General features: G+C 63.7%; 15 protein-coding genes and 1 other RNA gene. 3 read left to right on the forward strand and 13 right to left on the reverse strand.

Going from position 1 to position 16,956, the window contains the following annotated elements; all coding sequences use genetic code 11:
• Positions 1-7: 7 nt before the first annotated feature.
• The 9 genes from nikC to ffs form a co-directional block, all read right to left on the reverse strand.
• Complete coding sequence (gene nikC, locus NKH04_RS00655) at positions 8-928, reverse strand: nickel transporter permease (RefSeq protein WP_352448584.1); 921 nt, start codon at positions 926-928, stop codon at positions 8-10.
• A 13-nt stretch (positions 929-941) separates the two neighbouring features.
• Entirely contained in the window at positions 942-2,009 is a 1,068-nt protein-coding gene (locus NKH04_RS00660; protein ID WP_352448583.1) for an ABC transporter permease, read from the reverse strand.
• Positions 2,010-2,040: 31 nt separating this feature from the next.
• Positions 2,041-3,684 (reverse strand): ABC transporter substrate-binding protein, encoded by a 1,644-nt coding sequence (locus tag NKH04_RS00665; protein WP_352681266.1) that lies wholly within the window; start codon positions 3,682-3,684, stop codon positions 2,041-2,043.
• A gap of 201 nt (positions 3,685-3,885) precedes the next feature.
• Entirely contained in the window at positions 3,886-5,151 is a 1,266-nt protein-coding gene (locus NKH04_RS00670) for a lytic murein transglycosylase (protein ID WP_353011927.1), read from the reverse strand.
• A 178-nt stretch (positions 5,152-5,329) separates the two neighbouring features.
• Positions 5,330-5,935 (reverse strand): recombination mediator RecR, encoded by a 606-nt coding sequence (recR, locus tag NKH04_RS00675; protein ID WP_023676872.1) that lies wholly within the window; start codon positions 5,933-5,935, stop codon positions 5,330-5,332.
• A gap of 242 nt (positions 5,936-6,177) precedes the next feature.
• Complete coding sequence (locus tag NKH04_RS00680; RefSeq protein ID WP_353043920.1) at positions 6,178-7,116, reverse strand: cell wall hydrolase; 939 nt, start codon at positions 7,114-7,116, stop codon at positions 6,178-6,180.
• A gap of 289 nt (positions 7,117-7,405) precedes the next feature.
• Positions 7,406-7,729: a YbaB/EbfC family nucleoid-associated protein gene (locus tag NKH04_RS00685; protein ID WP_352470044.1), complete on the reverse strand. Its 324-nt coding sequence runs from the start codon at positions 7,727-7,729 to the stop codon at positions 7,406-7,408.
• A 31-nt stretch (positions 7,730-7,760) separates the two neighbouring features.
• Positions 7,761-9,593: a DNA polymerase III subunit gamma/tau gene (locus NKH04_RS00690; RefSeq protein ID WP_353043921.1), complete on the reverse strand. Its 1,833-nt coding sequence runs from the start codon at positions 9,591-9,593 to the stop codon at positions 7,761-7,763.
• Between the two features lie 104 nt (positions 9,594-9,697).
• Positions 9,698-9,794: signal recognition particle sRNA small type (gene ffs / locus NKH04_RS00695), an RNA gene on the reverse strand.
• A 359-nt stretch (positions 9,795-10,153) separates the two neighbouring features.
• Between ffs and NKH04_RS00700 the strand changes: the two genes are divergently transcribed.
• The 3 genes from NKH04_RS00700 to NKH04_RS00710 are packed head-to-tail and all read left to right on the forward strand — an operon-like array spanning position 10,154 to position 11,881.
• Entirely contained in the window at positions 10,154-10,573 is a 420-nt protein-coding gene (locus NKH04_RS00700) for an HIT family protein (protein WP_023676868.1), read from the forward strand.
• A 38-nt stretch (positions 10,574-10,611) separates the two neighbouring features.
• Positions 10,612-11,553: an NAD(+) diphosphatase gene (gene nudC / locus NKH04_RS00705; RefSeq protein WP_352899557.1), complete on the forward strand. Its 942-nt coding sequence runs from the start codon at positions 10,612-10,614 to the stop codon at positions 11,551-11,553.
• 25 nt (positions 11,554-11,578) lie between these two features.
• The gene (locus tag NKH04_RS00710; RefSeq protein WP_353043922.1) at positions 11,579-11,881 is read left to right on the forward strand and encodes a Dabb family protein; all 303 of its coding nucleotides are present in this window, start codon (positions 11,579-11,581) and stop codon (positions 11,879-11,881) included.
• A 17-nt stretch (positions 11,882-11,898) separates the two neighbouring features.
• On the opposite strand, the gene NKH04_RS00715 is transcribed toward NKH04_RS00710, so the two are convergent.
• The 4 genes from NKH04_RS00715 to NKH04_RS00730 form a co-directional block, all read right to left on the reverse strand.
• Positions 11,899-12,840: a 2-hydroxyacid dehydrogenase gene (locus NKH04_RS00715; RefSeq protein ID WP_353043923.1), complete on the reverse strand. Its 942-nt coding sequence runs from the start codon at positions 12,838-12,840 to the stop codon at positions 11,899-11,901.
• 95 nt (positions 12,841-12,935) lie between these two features.
• Entirely contained in the window at positions 12,936-14,567 is a 1,632-nt protein-coding gene (locus tag NKH04_RS00720; RefSeq protein ID WP_353043924.1) for an ABC transporter ATP-binding protein, read from the reverse strand.
• On the reverse strand, positions 14,564-15,703 hold the full coding sequence (locus NKH04_RS00725) for an ABC transporter permease (RefSeq protein WP_353043925.1): 1,140 nt from the start codon (positions 15,701-15,703) through the stop codon (positions 14,564-14,566). The genes NKH04_RS00720 and NKH04_RS00725 overlap by 4 nt, the downstream gene beginning before the upstream one ends.
• Entirely contained in the window at positions 15,703-16,797 is a 1,095-nt protein-coding gene (locus tag NKH04_RS00730) for a microcin C ABC transporter permease YejB (protein ID WP_352448571.1), read from the reverse strand. Before NKH04_RS00730 ends, NKH04_RS00725 begins: the two co-directional genes overlap by 1 nt.
• Between the last annotated feature and the right edge of the window lie 159 nt (positions 16,798-16,956).

Consider the following 16,956-nt stretch of genomic DNA (forward strand, 5'->3'; position numbering starts at 1 on the left):
TCGCCACTCATTGGTCACCGCTTCGGGGATCGAGCGCGTCGCGCAGGCCGTCGCCGAGCAGGTTGAAGCCGAGGCTGACGATGAGGATGGCAAAGCCCGGCGCGCCCGCCACCCACCACTGATCGAGCACGAAGCGGCGGCCCGACGCGATCATCGCGCCCCATTCGGGCAGCGGCGGCTGCGCGCCGAGGCCGAGGAAGCCGAGGCCGGCCGCGGTCAGGATGATGCCGGCCATGTCGAGCGTCACCCTGATGATCAGCGAGGAGATGCAGAGCGGCATGATGTGGCGAAGCACGATGCGAAACGGCGAGGCGCCCATCAATTGCACCGCCTTGATGTAATCGGAATTGCGCACCGTCAGCGTTTCGGCGCGGGCAATGCGGGCATAGGGCGGCCACGAGGTGATGGCGATGGCAAGCACGGCATTTTCGATGCCGGGGCCGAGCGCCGCGACAAAGGCCAGCGCCAGGATCAGCTTCGGAAAGGCGAGAAAGATGTCGGTGATGCGCATCAGGATCGCATCGGTCCAGCCGCCGGCGTAACCGGCGACGGTGCCGACCAGCAAGCCGATGGGCGCGGCGATAATGGCAACCAGAATGACGACGTACAGTGTCCAGCGCGAGCCGAAGATGATGCGCGAATAGATATCGCGGCCGAGATCGTCGGTGCCGAACCAGTGCGCCGCACTGGGCGCCAGGAGCCGCGAGCCCTTGAGGTCGCCGAATGTAGGCGAATAGGGCGCCAGCACATCGGCGAATGCCGCGACCACCAGCAGGGCGACGATGATGAGCAGGCCGGCAAACGCCAGCCGGTTGGCGGAAAAGCGCCGCCACGCCACATAGGCGCGGCCGAGCCTCGCCTGCACGCGCGACGCCGGCCGCTCGCTGAGCAGCCAGTCGCGGCGGGTTTGAATCGCTTCCGTGCTCATCCTGCCTTGGTCCTTATCCTGCCTTGGTCCTTGGATCGAGCAGCCGGTAGAGCAGGTCGGAGAATAGATTGATGGCGATGAAGACCGAGCCGATGATGATCGTGCCGCCAAGCACGGCATTCATGTCGGCGTTCTGCAGCGAGTTGGTGATGTAGAGGCCGATGCCCGGCCACGAAAACACTGTCTCGGTCAGCACTGAGCCTTCGAGCAGCCCGGCATAGGAAAGAGCGATCACCGTGACCATCGGCACCGCGGCGTTGCGCAGCGCGTGACCCCAGATGATGCGCGTTTCCGACAGGCCCTTGGCGCGCGCTGCGACGATGTATTCCTGGGTGAGTTCGTTCAGCATGAACGAGCGCGTCATGCGGCTGATGTAGGCGAGCGAGAAATAGCCGAGTAGCGAGGCCGGCAGGATGATGTGGCGGAAGGCATCGGCAAATACGTCCCACTGCCGCTGCCAGAGCGCATCCAGCAGGTAAAAGCCGGTAATCGGCGTGAAGGTGTATTCGTAGACGACGTCGAGCCGGCCGGGAAAGGCGACCCATTGCAGCTTGGCGTAGAACAGCACCAGCGCCAGCAGCCCCAGCCAGAAGATCGGCACGGAATAACCGACAAGGCCGATGATGCGCACGATCTGGTCGATGACGCTGCCGCGCCGCACGGCGGCCAGCACGCCAAGCGGCACGCCGATCACCGAACCGATCAATGTTCCTAACGTCGCCAGTTCGAGCGTCGCCGGAAAGGCGCGGCGGATATCGGTCATCACCGGATTGGTGGTCAGCACCGAGGTGCCGAAATCACCGTTCAGGGCATGTTTGACATAGATGTAGAACTGCTCGACCAGCGGCAGGTCGAGGCCCATCTCGCGGCGCGTTCGCTCGACGACGTTGGCCGGCGCCCGGTCGCCGAGCACCGCCAGCACCGGGTCGATTGGGATCACGCGGCCGATGAAGAAGGTCACCGCGAGCAGACCGAGATAAGTCGTTATCGCGATGACCAGGAACCGGGCGATCGATGAGGCCACGGCAACGGCGCGGGCGCCGCCGCGCCCTGCCGTCACTTCGCTTTCAACTACGCTCATACGGCGCGTCCGCCGGCATCACTCCCCGGCGTCACTCCTTCGAAACGGGGCCGACGAAGTTGGTGTCGAAGCTCGGGCCGAGCGCAAAGCCCTTGAGGTTCTTGCGCAGGCCGGCCACTTCCAGCTGCTGGTGGATGATGACGAAGGGGCTGGTATCGAGAATCTTCTTCTCGAGATCCTGGTACATTGCGGCGCGCTTGGCCGCGTCCTTCTCGAGCAGGGCGGCTTCGGTCTGCTTGGTCAGGTCCGGAATGTCCCAGGCGTTGCGCCAGGCCAGCGTCTTGGTCTTGCCTTCATCCGAATTGTCCGGGTTGCTGGCAAAGGTCTGGGCATTGGAGTTCGGATCGAAATAATCCTGGCCCCACTGGCCGATATAGATGTCGTGGTTGCGGGCGCGGTATTTGGTCAGCGTCTGCTTGCCGTCGCCGGGGATGATCTCCAGCTTGATGCCGGCCTGTCCCAGCGTCTGCTGGATCGATTCCGCCATGCCCGTCGTCGGCTGCCCGGTACGCACGTCCATGGTGACGGTGAAGCCGTCGGCGAGGCCGGCCTTGGCGAGCAGTTCCTTGGCCTTGGCGACGTCGAGCTTGAACGGATTCTCGTCCAGCTCGCCAAGCACGCCTTTCGGCAGGAAGGTCTGATGGATCTCGCCGATGCCCTTGAGGATGGTCGAGCTCAAGGCGTCGTAGTCGACCAGATATTTGAACGCCTGGCGAACCTCGGGCTTGGCGAGGTTGGCGTTCTTCTGGTTGAGGCTGATGTAATAGACCGTGCCCTTCGGCGCGCTGGTGGTGGTGAGGTCGGCATTCTTGGCGATCGCATCGAGGTCGTTCGGTTCGAGATTGCGGGCAACGTCGATGTCGCCGGCCTCCAGCGCCAGGCGCTGGCCAGAGCTTTCCTTCATGTTGCGATAGATGACGCGGGCAAGCTTGGCCTTCTCGCCGTAGTAATTGTCGTTGCGCTCCAGCACGACGGCCTCGTTGGCGCGCCATTCGCGCAGTTTGAAGGCACCGGAGCCGGCATAGCCGGTCTTTAGCCAGGCATTGCCGAAATCATTGTCCCATTTGTAGTCGGCGCTCGGCGTGACCGCCGCGACATGCTCCTTGACCAGCTTGGCGTCGACGACCGAGGCGACCGTCGCCGACAGGCAGTTCAGCACGAAGCTCGGCGCATAGGCCTTGTCGACCGTGAACTGGAACGTGGTGTCATCAACGGCCTTGGCTTTCTCGGTGACGTTGCCGCCATCGATACCGAACTGGCCGATAATAAAGGCCGGGCTCTTGTCGAGCTTGATGGCGCGCTCGAACGAATAGGCGACGTCCGCCGCTGTGATCGGATTGCCGGAGGCGAATTTGAGGCCGGGCTTGAGCTTGAACGTGTAGGTCAGGCCGTCGTCGGAGACGCTCCAGCTTTCGGCGAGATCGCCCTTGACCTTGGATGTGTCGCTGAGGTCGAGGCGTACCAGAAGATCATAGGTGTTGCCGGTGACCTCTGCGGTCGACAATTCGAATGCTTCGCCCGGATCCATGGTGATGATGTCGTCGATGGCGAAACCCTCGACCAGCGTGTCGGCGGGCGTGACCGCGAAGGCAGGCGCACCGGCCAGAAGCAGCGCGGACATGGCCGCGCCCGCGAGCAAGAAGCGGGAGCGTAGAGCAAACTTTTCCATCATCATTTTAACTGTTCCCTGTTTTTGTTGACCTGAGTTCCCGGCTCAGGGTTGTGGCATTTCTTGCCGCGTCGAACGGTGATCCCCGGACCGTTGTCTTGGCAATTTTTTATGCGGTTCCGGTTCACCATATCCGGCGGTTTCGAGCGCGGCAACGAGCATTTGCAGAACGGTCGATTGGGCCAGACCGGCGGTGCGAAAATCCGGCTATTTCAGCGCGGTAACCAGGTCGGCGTCGGGAAAGCAGGTAGCGGAACGGCCGTTGCTGGCCTGCCATTTGCCGATCGAGCGGCGCGTCTTGAAGCCAGGCAGGCCGTCGGCGCTGCCGACATCGTAGCCCTTGGCTTCCAGCGCCCGCTGCAGGGCGGCGATGTCGGAGCGGTAGAGCCCGCCGACTGCGCCCCAATTGCCCGAGAAATTGCTGTCGCCATGGGCGATGCGATCGGCGCCATGGCCGATGAACAGGGCATAGAGATCGCTGGTGTTATACTGCTTCAGCACATAGAAATTGGGGGTGACGATGAAGGCCGGGCCGCTACGCCCGGCCGGCATCAAAAGAAAGCCCTCGGCTTTCAGTTCGCTCGGCGGGAACGGTTTACCCGACACACGCCTGATGCCCATATCAGCCCATTGGGAAATCTTCTTGCCCTGGTCCGGACCTTCGAGCGAGCACGGGACGCTGTCCGGCACAGTCACCTCGAAGCCCCAGCCGCGGCCCCTGACCCAGCCATAATGGACGAGATAATTGGCGATCGAGGCCAGTATATCGGGCGTCGAATTCCAGATGTCGGTGCGGCCGTCGCCGTCGAAATCGACGGCATGCTTGAGGAACGATGTCGGCATGAACTGCGGCTGGCCAAGCGCGCCTGCCCAAGACGATTTCATCGCGCCGACCGGGGCAAGCCCGCGCTCGACGATCTCGAACGCAGCCAAGAGCTCGGTGCGGAAGAATTCGTTCTTGGTCGACATGAACGCCTTGGTGCCCAGCACCTCGAAGGCGTCATAAGGCATCTTCGCCGCGCCGAAGCCGCTCTCGCGGCCCCAGATCGCCAGCAGCACTTCGCCAGGCACGCCGTAGCGTTTCTCGATCGCGGCAAGCGTCCTGGCGTTGGTCGCCTCGCGGGTGCGGCCGCCGGCGGTCACCGCTCGGACTATCTTTTCAGCGAAATAGGCGCCCGGCGAACCGAATTCGGCCTGATGCTGCTTCTGCGGCGTCGTCGCCTTCTCGCCCGGCTTCACCAGGTCGGGCAGCCTGAGGTTCGGCTTGACGCCGTCGAAAGCGGCATCGAAGGTTTTCCTAGAGATGCCTTTGGCCTTGGCTTCGGGCCAGAGGTCGTTGCTGAGCCAGGCGTGGAACTGGTCGTCGATTTTTGCGGCGGAGGCGGGAGTGGCGAGGAGGAAGGCGAGAAAAAACGCGACGGCCAGCCTGCGAAGTCGGCGTCCTGTCGCGCCCCCCTCTGTCCTGCCGGACATCTCCCCCTCCAGGGGGGAGATTGGCTGTCGCGTCTGTTTTCGCCAATCTTCAACGTCGCAAGCTTGGCGGGGATATCGAGGCTGCCAATCTCCCCCCTTGAGGGGGAGATGTCCGGCAGGACAGAGGGGGGCGCGACAGAATGCAATCATCACAGAAGCACCCTTCCCGCCGCTCGCCTCAAAACACTGTCCGCGACTTCAGTGCTGCGGCCAGCGTACCTTCGTCGAGATAATCGAGTTCGCCGCCGACCGGAACACCGTGCGCCAGGCGCGTCACCTTGATGTCGAAGCCGGAAAGCTGGTCGGTGAGGTAGTGCGCGGTGGTCTGGCCCTCGACCGTGGCGTTGACGGCGAGGATCACTTCCTTGACTTCGCCGCCGGCGACGCGATCGACCAGCGAACGGATGTTGAGCTCATCAGGACCAATGCCGTCGAGCGGCGACAGCGTACCGCCGAGCACATGGTAGCGCACGTTCATGGCTGTCGCCCGCTCCAACGCCCAAAGGTCGGCCACGTCCTCGACGACGATGAGCGTAGTGGGGTCGCGGCGGGGGTCGGTGCAGATCATACATGGATCTGAGGTATCGACATTGCCGCAGGTCGAGCAGATGCGCACCTTGTCGACCGCCTCGCCCATGGCGGCGGCGAGCGGCGCCAGCAGCTGTTCCTTCTTCTTGATGAGGTGGAGCGCGGCACGGCGTGCCGAACGCGGACCGAGCCCCGGCACCTTGGCCAGCAGCTGGATCAGGCGTTCGATCTCGGGACCGGCGATTCGCTTCGACATCGCACCGGTTTAGGATTTTTCCGCGCGCTTTGGAACAGTTGAGCGGCCAGGGGCTCCGCTCTTCCCTTCTCCCCTTGTGGGAGAAGGTGGATTGGCGCGCAGCGCCAAGACGGTTGAGGGGTGTTGGCCGGAGCGCCGTCGATGCCAAGCTGGAGCACCCCTCATCCGACCTCGCTCCGCGAGGCCACCTTCTCCCACAAGGGGAGAAGGGAAGGCCGACGTCGCGGCCAGTGCTGCCGCCCTCAGTTTTCTTCCAGTGGTCGGGTCTGGCCGGCGATCATCGCGCCGATGGCGTCGGTGTTCTCGGGCGTCGCCTCGAACGACATTGTCGGCTCTGCCGGCGCGGCCTGGAAGGAGGCGACAGGCCGCTCGCTCACGGTTCCGCCAAAACGGGCCGCATCCGGCTCCTGCATTGGTTCCTGCAGCGCCACAAGCATCGGCTTCTCCGCCGTCGCCTTCTCCGGGGTCGCCATTCCGGCGGTCACCCTTGTCTGCTTTGCCGGCAGCGATGCGGCGGCGGTAACATAGGTTGCCTTGGCGAATGTCGGCTTGACCTCGCGAGCCGGCTCCGCCGAGGCGACAAGTATGGCCTGAGCGGCAGGCGCTTGCGGCTTGGCCTGGGCCAGGGCGACCACCGGTTCGTCCGGCAGCGGCTGCCAGTTGCGGCCGCGCTTTTCATAGAAGGCATTGCCGCCGGCGACCATGGTGTAGTGCATGTTCCTGTAGGGGAAGCGCAGGCCGGCGGTGTGGAAATACATGGTGTTCTTCAGCTTGGCTTTGCGCTCGCCCTTGAGCACCGCCTCGGCGGCTTCCTCGACGTCGGGCATCGCCTTCGAATTCATCGGCCGTGTCATGACGCCCGGCGCGAACTGCCCGCGCTCGCCGACGACCTGGCAGATGGTGTTGCCGTGATTGCCGGACCGCAGCCGGTTCATCACCACGGTGCCGACCGCAATCATGCCGTCACGGCTGGAGCGGTTGGACTCGAAGAACATCGCCCGCTCCAGGCATTCCTTCTCCTTCGGCGTGGAATTGTAGGAGCGCGAGCTCAGGAAACTCGGCGTAATGGCATCGGTCAGGCTGGACATGCCGTGCGAGGCGGTCTGACTGCAAGCGGCCAAAAACAGCGGCGAGATAACGACGCCGAGCCGCAACGGCGTCTTCCATCGGGTAGAGATCAACAGGTGTCCCCTCAATTCTGCTGCCAGCCCGCCCCTGGTTGCGGCAAGAATGAGACACTTTCAGGCAAAAAGATGGCTAAAGCGTTATTAAGTGTGGGGAGTTGCCCAATAGACACAGTTGGCGGTAGAGCGAGCACTGGGCCGCTGCACTCTTCGGCCACTGTAACGGCATACCGATTGACTAGCGCGTCGCGTTCGACCGGCCTCATGCGACGCGCTTTAGGTTCTTGTTTTGATGCATGTCGTTATCGCAAAACCGCTGCACACTTTTGCGCGACATGCACTAGCCTTAGAACGGCAGTTTCATTCCCGGCGGGATCGGTAGGCCCGCGGTCAGCGCCCTGGTCTTCTCCTGCATGATCTGCTCGACCTTGGTCCTGGCGTCGTTGTGGGCAGCGAGAAGCAGGTCCTCGAGAATCTCGACCTCGTCTTCCTTGAACAGCGCCGGGTCGATCTTCAGCGACTTCATCTCGAATTTGCCGGTCAGCGTCACGCTGACCAGGCCGCCGCCGGCCTGCCCGGTGGCTTCCAGCGTGGCGATCTCATCCTGCATGGCCTGGAACTTGGCCTGCATTTCCTTTGCCTTGCCCATCATGCCGAGAAGGTCTTTCATCGCACTGTCCTTTGCAGCTGGTCCAGGTTGTTCAGGTTTCGTCGTCGTCGGCCGGCGGCTCGACCGGCACTTCGGCCTCGTCGGCTTCCGGCGCATCGGGAATGCGCACGTCGATGATCTTGGCACCGGGAAAGCGCGCCAGGATGGCGGCGACCGTCGGGTCGCTCTTGGCATCGAGGAAGGCGTTTTCGCGCTTTGTCGATTCCATCTCGGCCAAGGTCTGGCCGCCCTCGTCCTTCGACAGCGACACCAGCCAGTTGCGGCCGGTCCAGGCGCGCAGCTTGGCGGTCAAATCATTGAGCAACATCTTCGGCGCATCGTCGGTCAGGCTGACGTCGATACGACCGGGCTCGATGCGCACCAGGCGCACGCAACGCTTCACCAGCACCTTGAAGGCCATGTCGCGCTGGGCGTCGGCAAGGGCGATAATGTCGGCCAGCGATTTCACCGGCACCGGCGACGCCTCGACCGCCGGCTCCGGCGGAGCAACGAAGTTGGTCGGCACGGGCTCGGCCTCGACCAGGCGCATCGTCTCGACCAGGCGCATTGTCTGGGCGCCGCCATTGGACGTCGGCATCCGCGCCTGCGCCACGGCGCCACCGCTTGCAGGCGCGTGGTTTGCGGGGCCGGGGCTTGCCGGCGTGCCATTCACGCGCGGCGCAGCGCCCGGCAGTGTGCCGCCGTTCTCCAGCGATTTCAGCGCCTCGTCCAGCGTCGGCAGGTCGGCGGCATGGGCCAGCCGGATCAGCACCATCTCGGCGGCGCTGACCGGGCGGTTGGAGGTCTGCACCTCGGGAATACCTTTCAAGAGCATCTGCCACGTCCGCGACAGCACCTTGACCGACAGCGTGCTGGCGAAATCGGCGCCGCGCCGGCGCTCGTCCTCGGACAGCGAGGCGTCGTCGATGGCAGCCGGCACGAAACGCAGACGGGTGACCAGATGGTTGAACTCGGCAAGGTCGGTCAGCACCGCGGCAGGATCGGCGCCGGTATCGTACTGGGCACGGAATTCGGCAAGTGCGGCGGCGACGTCGCCCTTCATGACATGTTCGAACAGGTCGACGATGCGGGCACGGTCGGCAAGGCCGAGCATGGCACGCACCGCTTCGGCGCTGACCGCGCCGCCGCCATGGGCGATCGCCTGGTCGAGGATCGACTGCGCATCGCGCATCGAGCCTTCGGCCGCGCGCGCGATCATCGCCAGCGCATCGTCTTCGACTTCGATGCCCTCCAGACCGGCTATCCTGGCAAGGTCGGCCTTGATCATTGCCGCATCGATGCGCCTGAGGTCGAAACGCTGGCAGCGCGACAGGACGGTGATCGGCACCTTGCGGATTTCGGTGGTGGCGAAGATGAACTTGACGTGCGGCGGCGGCTCTTCCAGCGTCTTCAGCAGGCCGTTGAAGGCCTGGTTGGAAAGCATGTGCACTTCGTCGATGATGTAGACCTTGTAGCGCGCCGACACCGGGGCGTAGCGCACACGCTCGATGATGTCCCTGATGTCGTCGATGCCGGTATGCGAGGCGGCGTCCATCTCGATGACATCGACATGCCGGCCTTCCATGATCGCCTGGCAATGCTCGCCGAGCACGGCAAGGTCGACCGACGGCTGGTCGACGGTCGATGTTTTGTAGTTCAGGGCCCGCGCGAGTATGCGCGCGGTCGTCGTCTTGCCGACGCCACGCACGCCGGTCAGCATCCAGGCCTGGGCGATGCGGCCGGTGGCAAAGGCATTGGTCAACGTGCGGACCATCGGCTCCTGGCCGATCAGTTCGGAGAAATTCGACGGTCGGTATTTGCGCGCCAGCACGCGGTAGGCGGCAGGCTTGTCCAATTTCCCGGCCTCGTTTCCGGCTTCGCTCATTCGCCCGTTAAGCTCCAAGGGCTGCCACTGGAGGCGGCCGATTCCTGCGCATAGTTTCGCCCGCACGGCTTGGCGCCGTCAATGTCGGGGCAAAAGGCGAAGAGGCGGGAGGCTGGAACAATGACCCGTTCCGGGCTCGTTAGGGCTGCTTCCTTCCGGACCTGACCCGGTTGGCGAGTGGACCGTCCACCACCAACCTCCCAGCCTCCATATCGGCAATCCGGCGATGAAATGCAAGTGCGGATGATAGGGGCCTTGAGCGACGGCGAAAGCTGAAACCAAAAACCCGCCTTGGCGGGCGGGTCGTTGGTGCGAATAATCACCATAGCGAGATTACTAGCATAGCTGCCGGCACAAAGCAAGAACAAAATGTGGCCGCGATCAAAATCGTCGACCTCGGCGGGGCAGCGCCAACCTGATGCAATTTGCCCGGGCCCTCACTTCTTCGCGCACAATCAGCGCCGCGACGGCCAATGTTGCTTGCTGCCCCTTGCGGCCCCTGGGAAGCCGCTCTAGCGTCGATGGAGTTCAAAAAACGTCAAAAAGTGAGGGAAACGCCGATGTTGCCGGGCCTCAAGGCCGGATTCACGCTTGACGCCCAGCTGGAAGCCGACAGCGAACAGCTGATGTGGCTCGGCCTGTGCGAATTGCGCGTCATGAACGACCGCCGCTGGCCATGGCTGCTGCTGGTGCCGCAGCGGCCGGGCATCGAGGAAATCCACGACATGACGCCGCTCGACCAGGCGATGCTGACCTTCGAGACCAACATGGTGGCGCTGGCGCTGAAGCGGGTGACCGGCTGCACCAAGATCAACACCGGCGCACTCGGCAACATCGTGCGCCAGTTGCATGTACACGTCATTGCCCGCTCGGAAGGCGATCCCGGCTGGCCCGGCCCGGTGTGGGGGCACGGCCTGCGCGAGCCCTATCAGCGCTCCGACCTTCGCAAGTTTGCGGAAAAGATCAAGGCAGCGCTATAAGCCTCTCCCGTGTCCACCTTGAACCTTCCCGAGTCTGCATGAGCTTTCGCCTGTTTGACGCGCCCTTGCGCGAGCCGAGCCAGTTCGTCGGCTTCGCCGGCAACATTATCGACCGGCAGTCCGAAAACCGCGCCGACGATTCCGTCGAAAAGGCACTCGCCGATCCCTCGGCGCGGCTTTTGCTGATGCGTGGCGGCCGGCTCTATTTGAAGCTTGCGCAAGGCGCATTCGACCCTTGGTTCGGCGTGGCCGAATGCCGGCCGCTCGAAGCATCGCTCGAAAACGGCGTCCTGCTCGGTTTTTCCGAAAGCGGCCCGGTGCTGGCGGTGCCGGCCGGGGTCGAGCCCGAGCAGCTTCCCGAGACGATCAAGGCGATCGACTATCGCTCGGTCTATATGCAGGGGCTGATCGACGAAGCGGCGGCCGGCGCGCTGGCGCAAGGGGCGGCGCTGCTCGCCTGGCATGCCAGCCATCGCTTCTGCAGCAAATGCGGCACCGAAGCCGAGATGCGGGCGGGCGGTTACAAGCGGCATTGCCCGGCCTGCGGTACGGAGCACTTTCCGCGCACCGACCCGGTGGCGATCATGCTGACGGCAACACGCGAAAAATGCCTGCTCGGCCGCGGCCGGCATTTCGGGCCCGGCATGTATTCGGCGCTCGCCGGTTTCATCGAGCCGGGCGAGACGATCGAGGCGGCGGTGCGCCGCGAAACGCTGGAGGAAGCCGGCATCAGGCTTGGCCGCGTCGTCTACCACGCCAGCCAGCCCTGGCCGTTTCCCTATTCGCTGATGATCGGCTGCTTCGGCGAACCGCTCAACGACGATATCCACCCCGACCTCAACGAGCTGGAAGATTGCCGCTGGTTCTTTCGCGACGAGGTGCTGTCGATGCTGGCCCGCGAGCATCCGGGCGGCCTGGTGACACCGCCGAAGGGGGCGATCGCCTATAACCTCATCCGCGCCTGGGCTGACAGCGCGTGACACGAAGACATCGCAGGAGCAAAAAATGATCCGTCACACCGTCGTGTTCACGCTGAAACACCCGCCGCATTCGCTCGAGGAAAAACGGTTCCTCGCCGACGCCAAGAGGATTCTTACGGCGATAAAGGGCGTCACACATTTCGAGCAGTTGCGGCAGGTCAGTCCCAAGAACGACTACCGCTTCGGCTTCTCGATGGAGTTCGCCGATCAGCGGGCCTATTCCGGCTACAACGACCATCCCGACCACGTCGCCTTCGTCCGCGACCGCTGGATCCCGGAAGTCGAGGCGTTTATGGAGATCGACTGCGTGCCGCTCGGCTGGGGCTGAGACTGGAAAGCGGCGCTCTAATACCCGGCGTTGCGGTCTACCACATTTTCCAGCGGTTCGCCGCGCTCGAAGGCGTCCATCTGGCGCAGCATGATCGGCGCCAGGTGGACCGGATCGGAAGTTGCCGCCGCATGCGGCGTCACGAACACTTTCGGATGGCTCCATAGCGGGCTGGTCTTCGGCAGCGGCTCGACCTCGAACACGTCGAGGCTGGCCTCCTTCAGCGTGCCGTCGTCCAGTGCGCGCAAAATGTCGGCGTCCTTCTGCAGCCTGCCGCGCCCGGCATTGATCAGCACTGAGCCGCCGAGGCCGTTGCGCTTGCGCAGCTCCTTCAGCACGCTGTGGTTGATGATGCCGTGCGTCTGCGGCGTCAGCGGCAGCAGCACCACCAGGATATCGGTGGCGTTGAGGAACGGGATCAGGCCGGCCTCGCCCGCGTAAGTCGAGACACCTTGCATCGGCCGGTCGCTGCGCGACCAGCCATTGACGGGAAAGCCGAGCGACAACAGCACCGATGCCGCCGCGCGGCCAAGCGTGCCGAGCCCCATAATGCCGACCGAGATGTCGCTGGCCGGCCGCTGCTGCGGTTCATGCCAGATCTTCTTCTGCTGCTGGGCGCGGTAGAGCATGCCCTGGCGATGGTGGTCGAGCACCCGCCAGACGACGTATTCGGTCATGTACTGGGTCAGGTTGTCGGCCACCACCTTGACGACCGGTACGTCGGGCAAGGTGGGATCGGCGAAGATGTGGTCGACGCCGGCGCCGATCGAGAAGATGGCGCGCAGATTGGGCAGCGACGACAACAGGTTCGGCCGCTGTTTCCACACCACCGCATAGGTGATCGAGGGATCGCCGGCGCCGTTCGGCTCGAGCACCACCTCGCGCTCCGCCGACAGCAGTTCGCGCCAGCGCAGCGGATGAATACCGGTGAGGGCAAGCAGGATGCGGCCTTTTTCCATTGCGGATTGTTTTTCCCTTTTTACCAACAGCGTTCGCGTCCCGACGCGCAAGGCGCGGCAGCGTTTTGATTTTGTGCATGATCTCTGGCGAAAATCTACTCGCTGACGATGCCGACCGGCGCCGTTTCGATCTTGAAGGCGGCCGAGATCAACGCCTTTGTATAGTCGGTCCGCGGTTTGCCGAAAATCTGTTCGGAAGGACCGGCCTCGACGATCCTGCCATTGCGCATGACGATGACTTCGTTGGCGAGCGCGCGGATGACCCTCAGATCGTGGCTGATGAAGAGGTAGGCGAGGTCGTGCTTGGCCTGCAGGCTGCGCAAGAGGTCGACGACCTGCGCCTGCACGCTCATGTCGAGCGCCGAGGTCGGCTCGTCCAGCATGACGAAACGCGGGTTGAGCACCATGGCGCGCGCGATGGCGACGCGCTGGCGCTGGCCGCCGGAGAATTCGTGCGGATAGCGGTTGCGCGTCGCCGGATCGAGGCCGACTTCCTTCAGCACGTCGACGACACGCTCGTCGCGCGCATCAGGCGACAGCTTCGGCTCATGGATCTTCAACCCTTCCTCGATGATCTCGGCGACCGACATGCGTGGACTGAGCGAACCGAACGGATCCTGGAAGACGATCTGCAACTCGCGCCGCAACGGCCGCATTTCGTTGAAGGACAGCTGATCGATGCCGCGTCCGTTGAACTGGATGGTCCCGGTCGACGAGATCATCCTGGCCAGCGCCAGGCCGAGCGTCGTCTTGCCTGAGCCGGATTCGCCGACGACGCCAAGCGTCTGGCCGGCCCGCACGGCGACGTCGATGCCGTCGACCGCCTTCACATTGTCGACGGTGCGCCGGAAGAAGCCCTTCTTGATCGGAAACCAGACCTTGACGTCCTTGCCGACCATCACCGGCTTGGCGGTCTGGTTGGCCGCCGGCGGCTTGCCTTTCGGCTCGGCGGCAAGCAGATGCCGCGTGTAGGCGTGCTGCGGATTGGCGAATATCTCCTTGGTCGGGCCGGTCTCGACGATCTTGCCCTTGGTCATCACGCAGACCCGGTCGGCGATCTTCCTGACGATGCCGAGATCGTGGGTGATGAACAGCATCGACATGTTCTTGCGGCTTTTCAGGCCGGCCAGCAATTCGAGGATCTGCGCCTGGACGGTGACGTCGAGCGCCGTCGTCGGCTCGTCGGCGATCAAAAGTTCAGGCTCGTTGGCCAGCGCCATGGCGATCATGACGCGCTGGCGCTGGCCGCCGGATAGCTGGTGCGGATAGGCGTCGAGCCGTTTTTCCGGTTCGCGGATGCCGACCTCGTGCAGAAGTTCCAGCGTGCGCGCCTTGGCTTTGCGATCCCCCAGGCCCTGATGCAGCTTCAATACCTCGACGATCTGCTGCTCGATCGTATGCAGCGGGTTGAGCGAGGTCATCGGCTCCTGGAAGATCATGGTGATCTTGTTGCCGCGCACGCGGCGCAGGTCTCTCTCGTCGGCGGCAAGCAGGTCGGCGCCGAGGAACAGGATCTTTCCCGACGGGTGGCTGGCGGTCGGATAGGGCAGCAGCTTCAGAACCGACAGCGCGGTGACCGACTTGCCGGAGCCGGATTCGCCGACCAGCGCCACCGTCTCGCCCTTGGCAAGGTCGAAGGAAATATGGTCGACGGCCATCGACTGGTCGCCGGCTTGCGTGAAGGCGACGCTGAGATCCTGGACCGAAAGCAGCGGGGTGTCGCTCATCTGAACGTCTTGCGCGGATCGAAGGCGTCGCGCGTGGCCTCGCCGACGAAGACCAGCAGCGACAGCATCAGCGAGATGACGACGAAGCCGGAAATGCCGAGCCAAGGGGCGTTGAGGTTGCGCTGCGCCTGCTTCAACAGCTCACCCAGCGACGCGGCGCCGGGCGGCAGGCCGAAGCCGAGATAGTCGAGCGAGGTCAGCGTCGAGATCGAGCCGCTGAGCAGGAAGGGCAGGAAGGTCAGCGTCGCCACCATGGCGTTGGGCAGCAGATGCCGGAACATGATGGTGACGTTGGACACGCCGAGCGCGCGCGCCGCATTGACATATTCGAAGTTACGGGCGCGCAGGAACTCGGCCCGCACCACGCCAACCAGTGCCACCCAGGAGAACAGCAGCATCAATCCGAGCAGGATGAAGAAGCCAGGCGGCAGGATGGCGGCGACGATCAAGAGCAGGTATAGCACCGGGATGGCCGACCAGATCTCGATGAAACGCTGGAACAGGAGGTCGGTCCAGCCGCCGAAATAGCCCTGCAGAGCGCCGGCCGCCACGCCGATCAGCGCCGAGCCGGCAGTCAGGATCAGGCCAAACAGCACCGAGATCCTGAAGCCGTAGATGACGCGCGCCAGCACGTCGCGGGCCTGGTCATCGGTGCCCAGCCAGTTCCAGTTGCCGACGTTGCAATTGGGGTCTGCCTCGCCTTTCGGATACTGGTTGCAGCGCGTCTTCTTGTCGTAGAGCCAGGACGGCTTGGTCGGTGCTGCTTCGGGAATAGCGTTGTTGACGGTCTGGTAGGAGTAGCGCACCGGCGGCCAGACCATCCAGCCATTGGCGTTGATCTCGTCCTGGATCACCGGGTCGCGGTAGTCGGTGACCGCATAGAAGCCGCCGAACTTCTCCTCGGGATAGGCGACCAGGACCGGAAACAGGATCTCGCCCTTGTAGGAGGCGATGATCGGCTTGTCGTTGGCGACCAATTCCGAAACCAGCGACAGCACGAACAGGAACAGGAAAATCCACAACGACCAGTAGCCGCGCCGGTTGGACTTGAAGTTCTGCAGGCGCCGCTGGTTGAGCGGCGACAGAAAGGGCCGCGCGATTCGAGGCGGCGCCGTTTCGGCCATGGTCCGCGCCATCAGACGTCTCTCCGCTCGAAATCGATGCGCGGATCGACCCAGGTATAGATCAGGTCGGACAAAAGCCCGACGAACAGGCCAAGCAGCGAGAATATGTAGAGATTGGCGAACACTACCGGATAGTCGCGCTGCACCACCGAGTTGAAGCCGAGCAGGCCGAGGCCGTCGAGCGAAAAGATGTTCTCGATCAGCAGCGAGCCGGTGAAGAAGGCCGAGATGAAGGCGCCGGGGAAACCGGCGATGACGATCAGCATGGCGTTGCGGAAGACGTGGCCATAGAGCACCTGCCGCTCCGACAGGCCCTTGGCGCGGGCGGTGACCACATATTGCTTGCGGATTTCCTCGAGGAAGGAATTCTTGGTCAAAAGCGTCGTCGTGGCGAAGGCCGACAGCACCAGCGCGGTCAGCGGCAGGGTCATATGCCAGAAATAGTCGACGATCCGCTGCGGCCAGGACAGCTGGTCCCAATTGTCGGAGGTGATGCCGCGCAGCGGAAACCAGTCCCAGAACGAGCCGCCGGCAAACAGCACCATCAGCAAGATGCCGAACAGGAAGCCCGGAATCGCGTAGCCGACGATGACGACGCCGCTGGTCCAGACGTCGAAAGTGGAGCCGTCCTTGACCGCCTTGCGGATGCCGAGCGGGATCGAGATCAGATAGGACAAGAGCGTGATCCACAGCCCGATCGAGATCGACACCGGCATCTTTTCCAGGATCAGGTCGAGCACCGATATGTCGCGGAAATAGCTGTCGCCGAAATCGAAGCGGAGATAGTTCCACAGCATCATGCCGAAGCGCTCGAGCGGCGGCTTGTCGAAGCCGAACTGCTTCTCCAGCTTCTTGATGAATTCCGGATCGAGCCCTTGCGCGCCGCGGTATTTCGAGCCGACGTCGCCGGCGACATCGACATTGGCGCCGCCGGCATCACCCCCGCCGCCGCCGAGGCGATCGCTGCCGCCCTGGTTGGTCAGCCTGGCGATGACCTGCTCGACCGGCCCGCCCGGAGCAAACTGGATGACGGCAAACGACACCGCCATGATGCCGAACAGCGTCGGGATCATCAAAAGGATGCGGCGCAGTATGTAGGCGCCCATCAGGCTTTACCCTCCTTGAGGACGACCATTGTGTCTGAAGGTGCACCTAAGGCAATCGCCCCAGGCCAATTGCCGAAGACGGTGCCGCCCTTCATTGTCCTGCCGGACATTTCTCCCCGTATAGTGACGGGGAGAAAGGGGCTGGCCGTAGTCTCGGCG

This window comes from Mesorhizobium sp. M1365 (genome assembly GCF_040317865.1).
Classification (GTDB): Bacteria; Pseudomonadota; Alphaproteobacteria; order Rhizobiales; family Rhizobiaceae; genus Mesorhizobium.

What these genes read in the sequence shown, in the direction of transcription:
- nikC (WP_352448584.1), bottom strand. Translation starts at nt 928, where the DNA reads ATGAGCACGGAAGCGATTCAAACCCGCCGCGACTGGCTGCTCAGCGAG.
- NKH04_RS00660 (WP_352448583.1), bottom strand. Translation starts at nt 2,009, where the DNA reads ATGAGCGTAGTTGAAAGCGAAGTGACGGCAGGGCGCGGCGGCGCCCGC.
- NKH04_RS00665 (WP_352681266.1), bottom strand. Translation starts at nt 3,684, where the DNA reads ATGATGATGGAAAAGTTTGCTCTACGCTCCCGCTTCTTGCTCGCGGGC.
- NKH04_RS00670 (WP_353011927.1), bottom strand. Translation starts at nt 5,151, where the DNA reads ATGTCCGGCAGGACAGAGGGGGGCGCGACAGGACGCCGACTTCGCAGG.
- recR (WP_023676872.1), bottom strand. Translation starts at nt 5,935, where the DNA reads ATGTCGAAGCGAATCGCCGGTCCCGAGATCGAACGCCTGATCCAGCTG.
- NKH04_RS00685 (WP_352470044.1), bottom strand. Translation starts at nt 7,729, where the DNA reads ATGAAAGACCTTCTCGGCATGATGGGCAAGGCAAAGGAAATGCAGGCC.
- NKH04_RS00690 (WP_353043921.1), bottom strand. Translation starts at nt 9,593, where the DNA reads ATGAGCGAAGCCGGAAACGAGGCCGGGAAATTGGACAAGCCTGCCGCC.
- NKH04_RS00700 (WP_023676868.1), top strand. Translation starts at nt 10,154, where the DNA reads ATGTTGCCGGGCCTCAAGGCCGGATTCACGCTTGACGCCCAGCTGGAA.
- nudC (WP_352899557.1), top strand. Translation starts at nt 10,612, where the DNA reads ATGAGCTTTCGCCTGTTTGACGCGCCCTTGCGCGAGCCGAGCCAGTTC.
- NKH04_RS00710 (WP_353043922.1), top strand. Translation starts at nt 11,579, where the DNA reads ATGATCCGTCACACCGTCGTGTTCACGCTGAAACACCCGCCGCATTCG.
- NKH04_RS00715 (WP_353043923.1), bottom strand. Translation starts at nt 12,840, where the DNA reads ATGGAAAAAGGCCGCATCCTGCTTGCCCTCACCGGTATTCATCCGCTG.
- NKH04_RS00720 (WP_353043924.1), bottom strand. Translation starts at nt 14,567, where the DNA reads ATGAGCGACACCCCGCTGCTTTCGGTCCAGGATCTCAGCGTCGCCTTC.
- NKH04_RS00725 (WP_353043925.1), bottom strand. Translation starts at nt 15,703, where the DNA reads ATGGCGCGGACCATGGCCGAAACGGCGCCGCCTCGAATCGCGCGGCCC.
- NKH04_RS00730 (WP_352448571.1), bottom strand. Translation starts at nt 16,797, where the DNA reads ATGGGCGCCTACATACTGCGCCGCATCCTTTTGATGATCCCGACGCTG.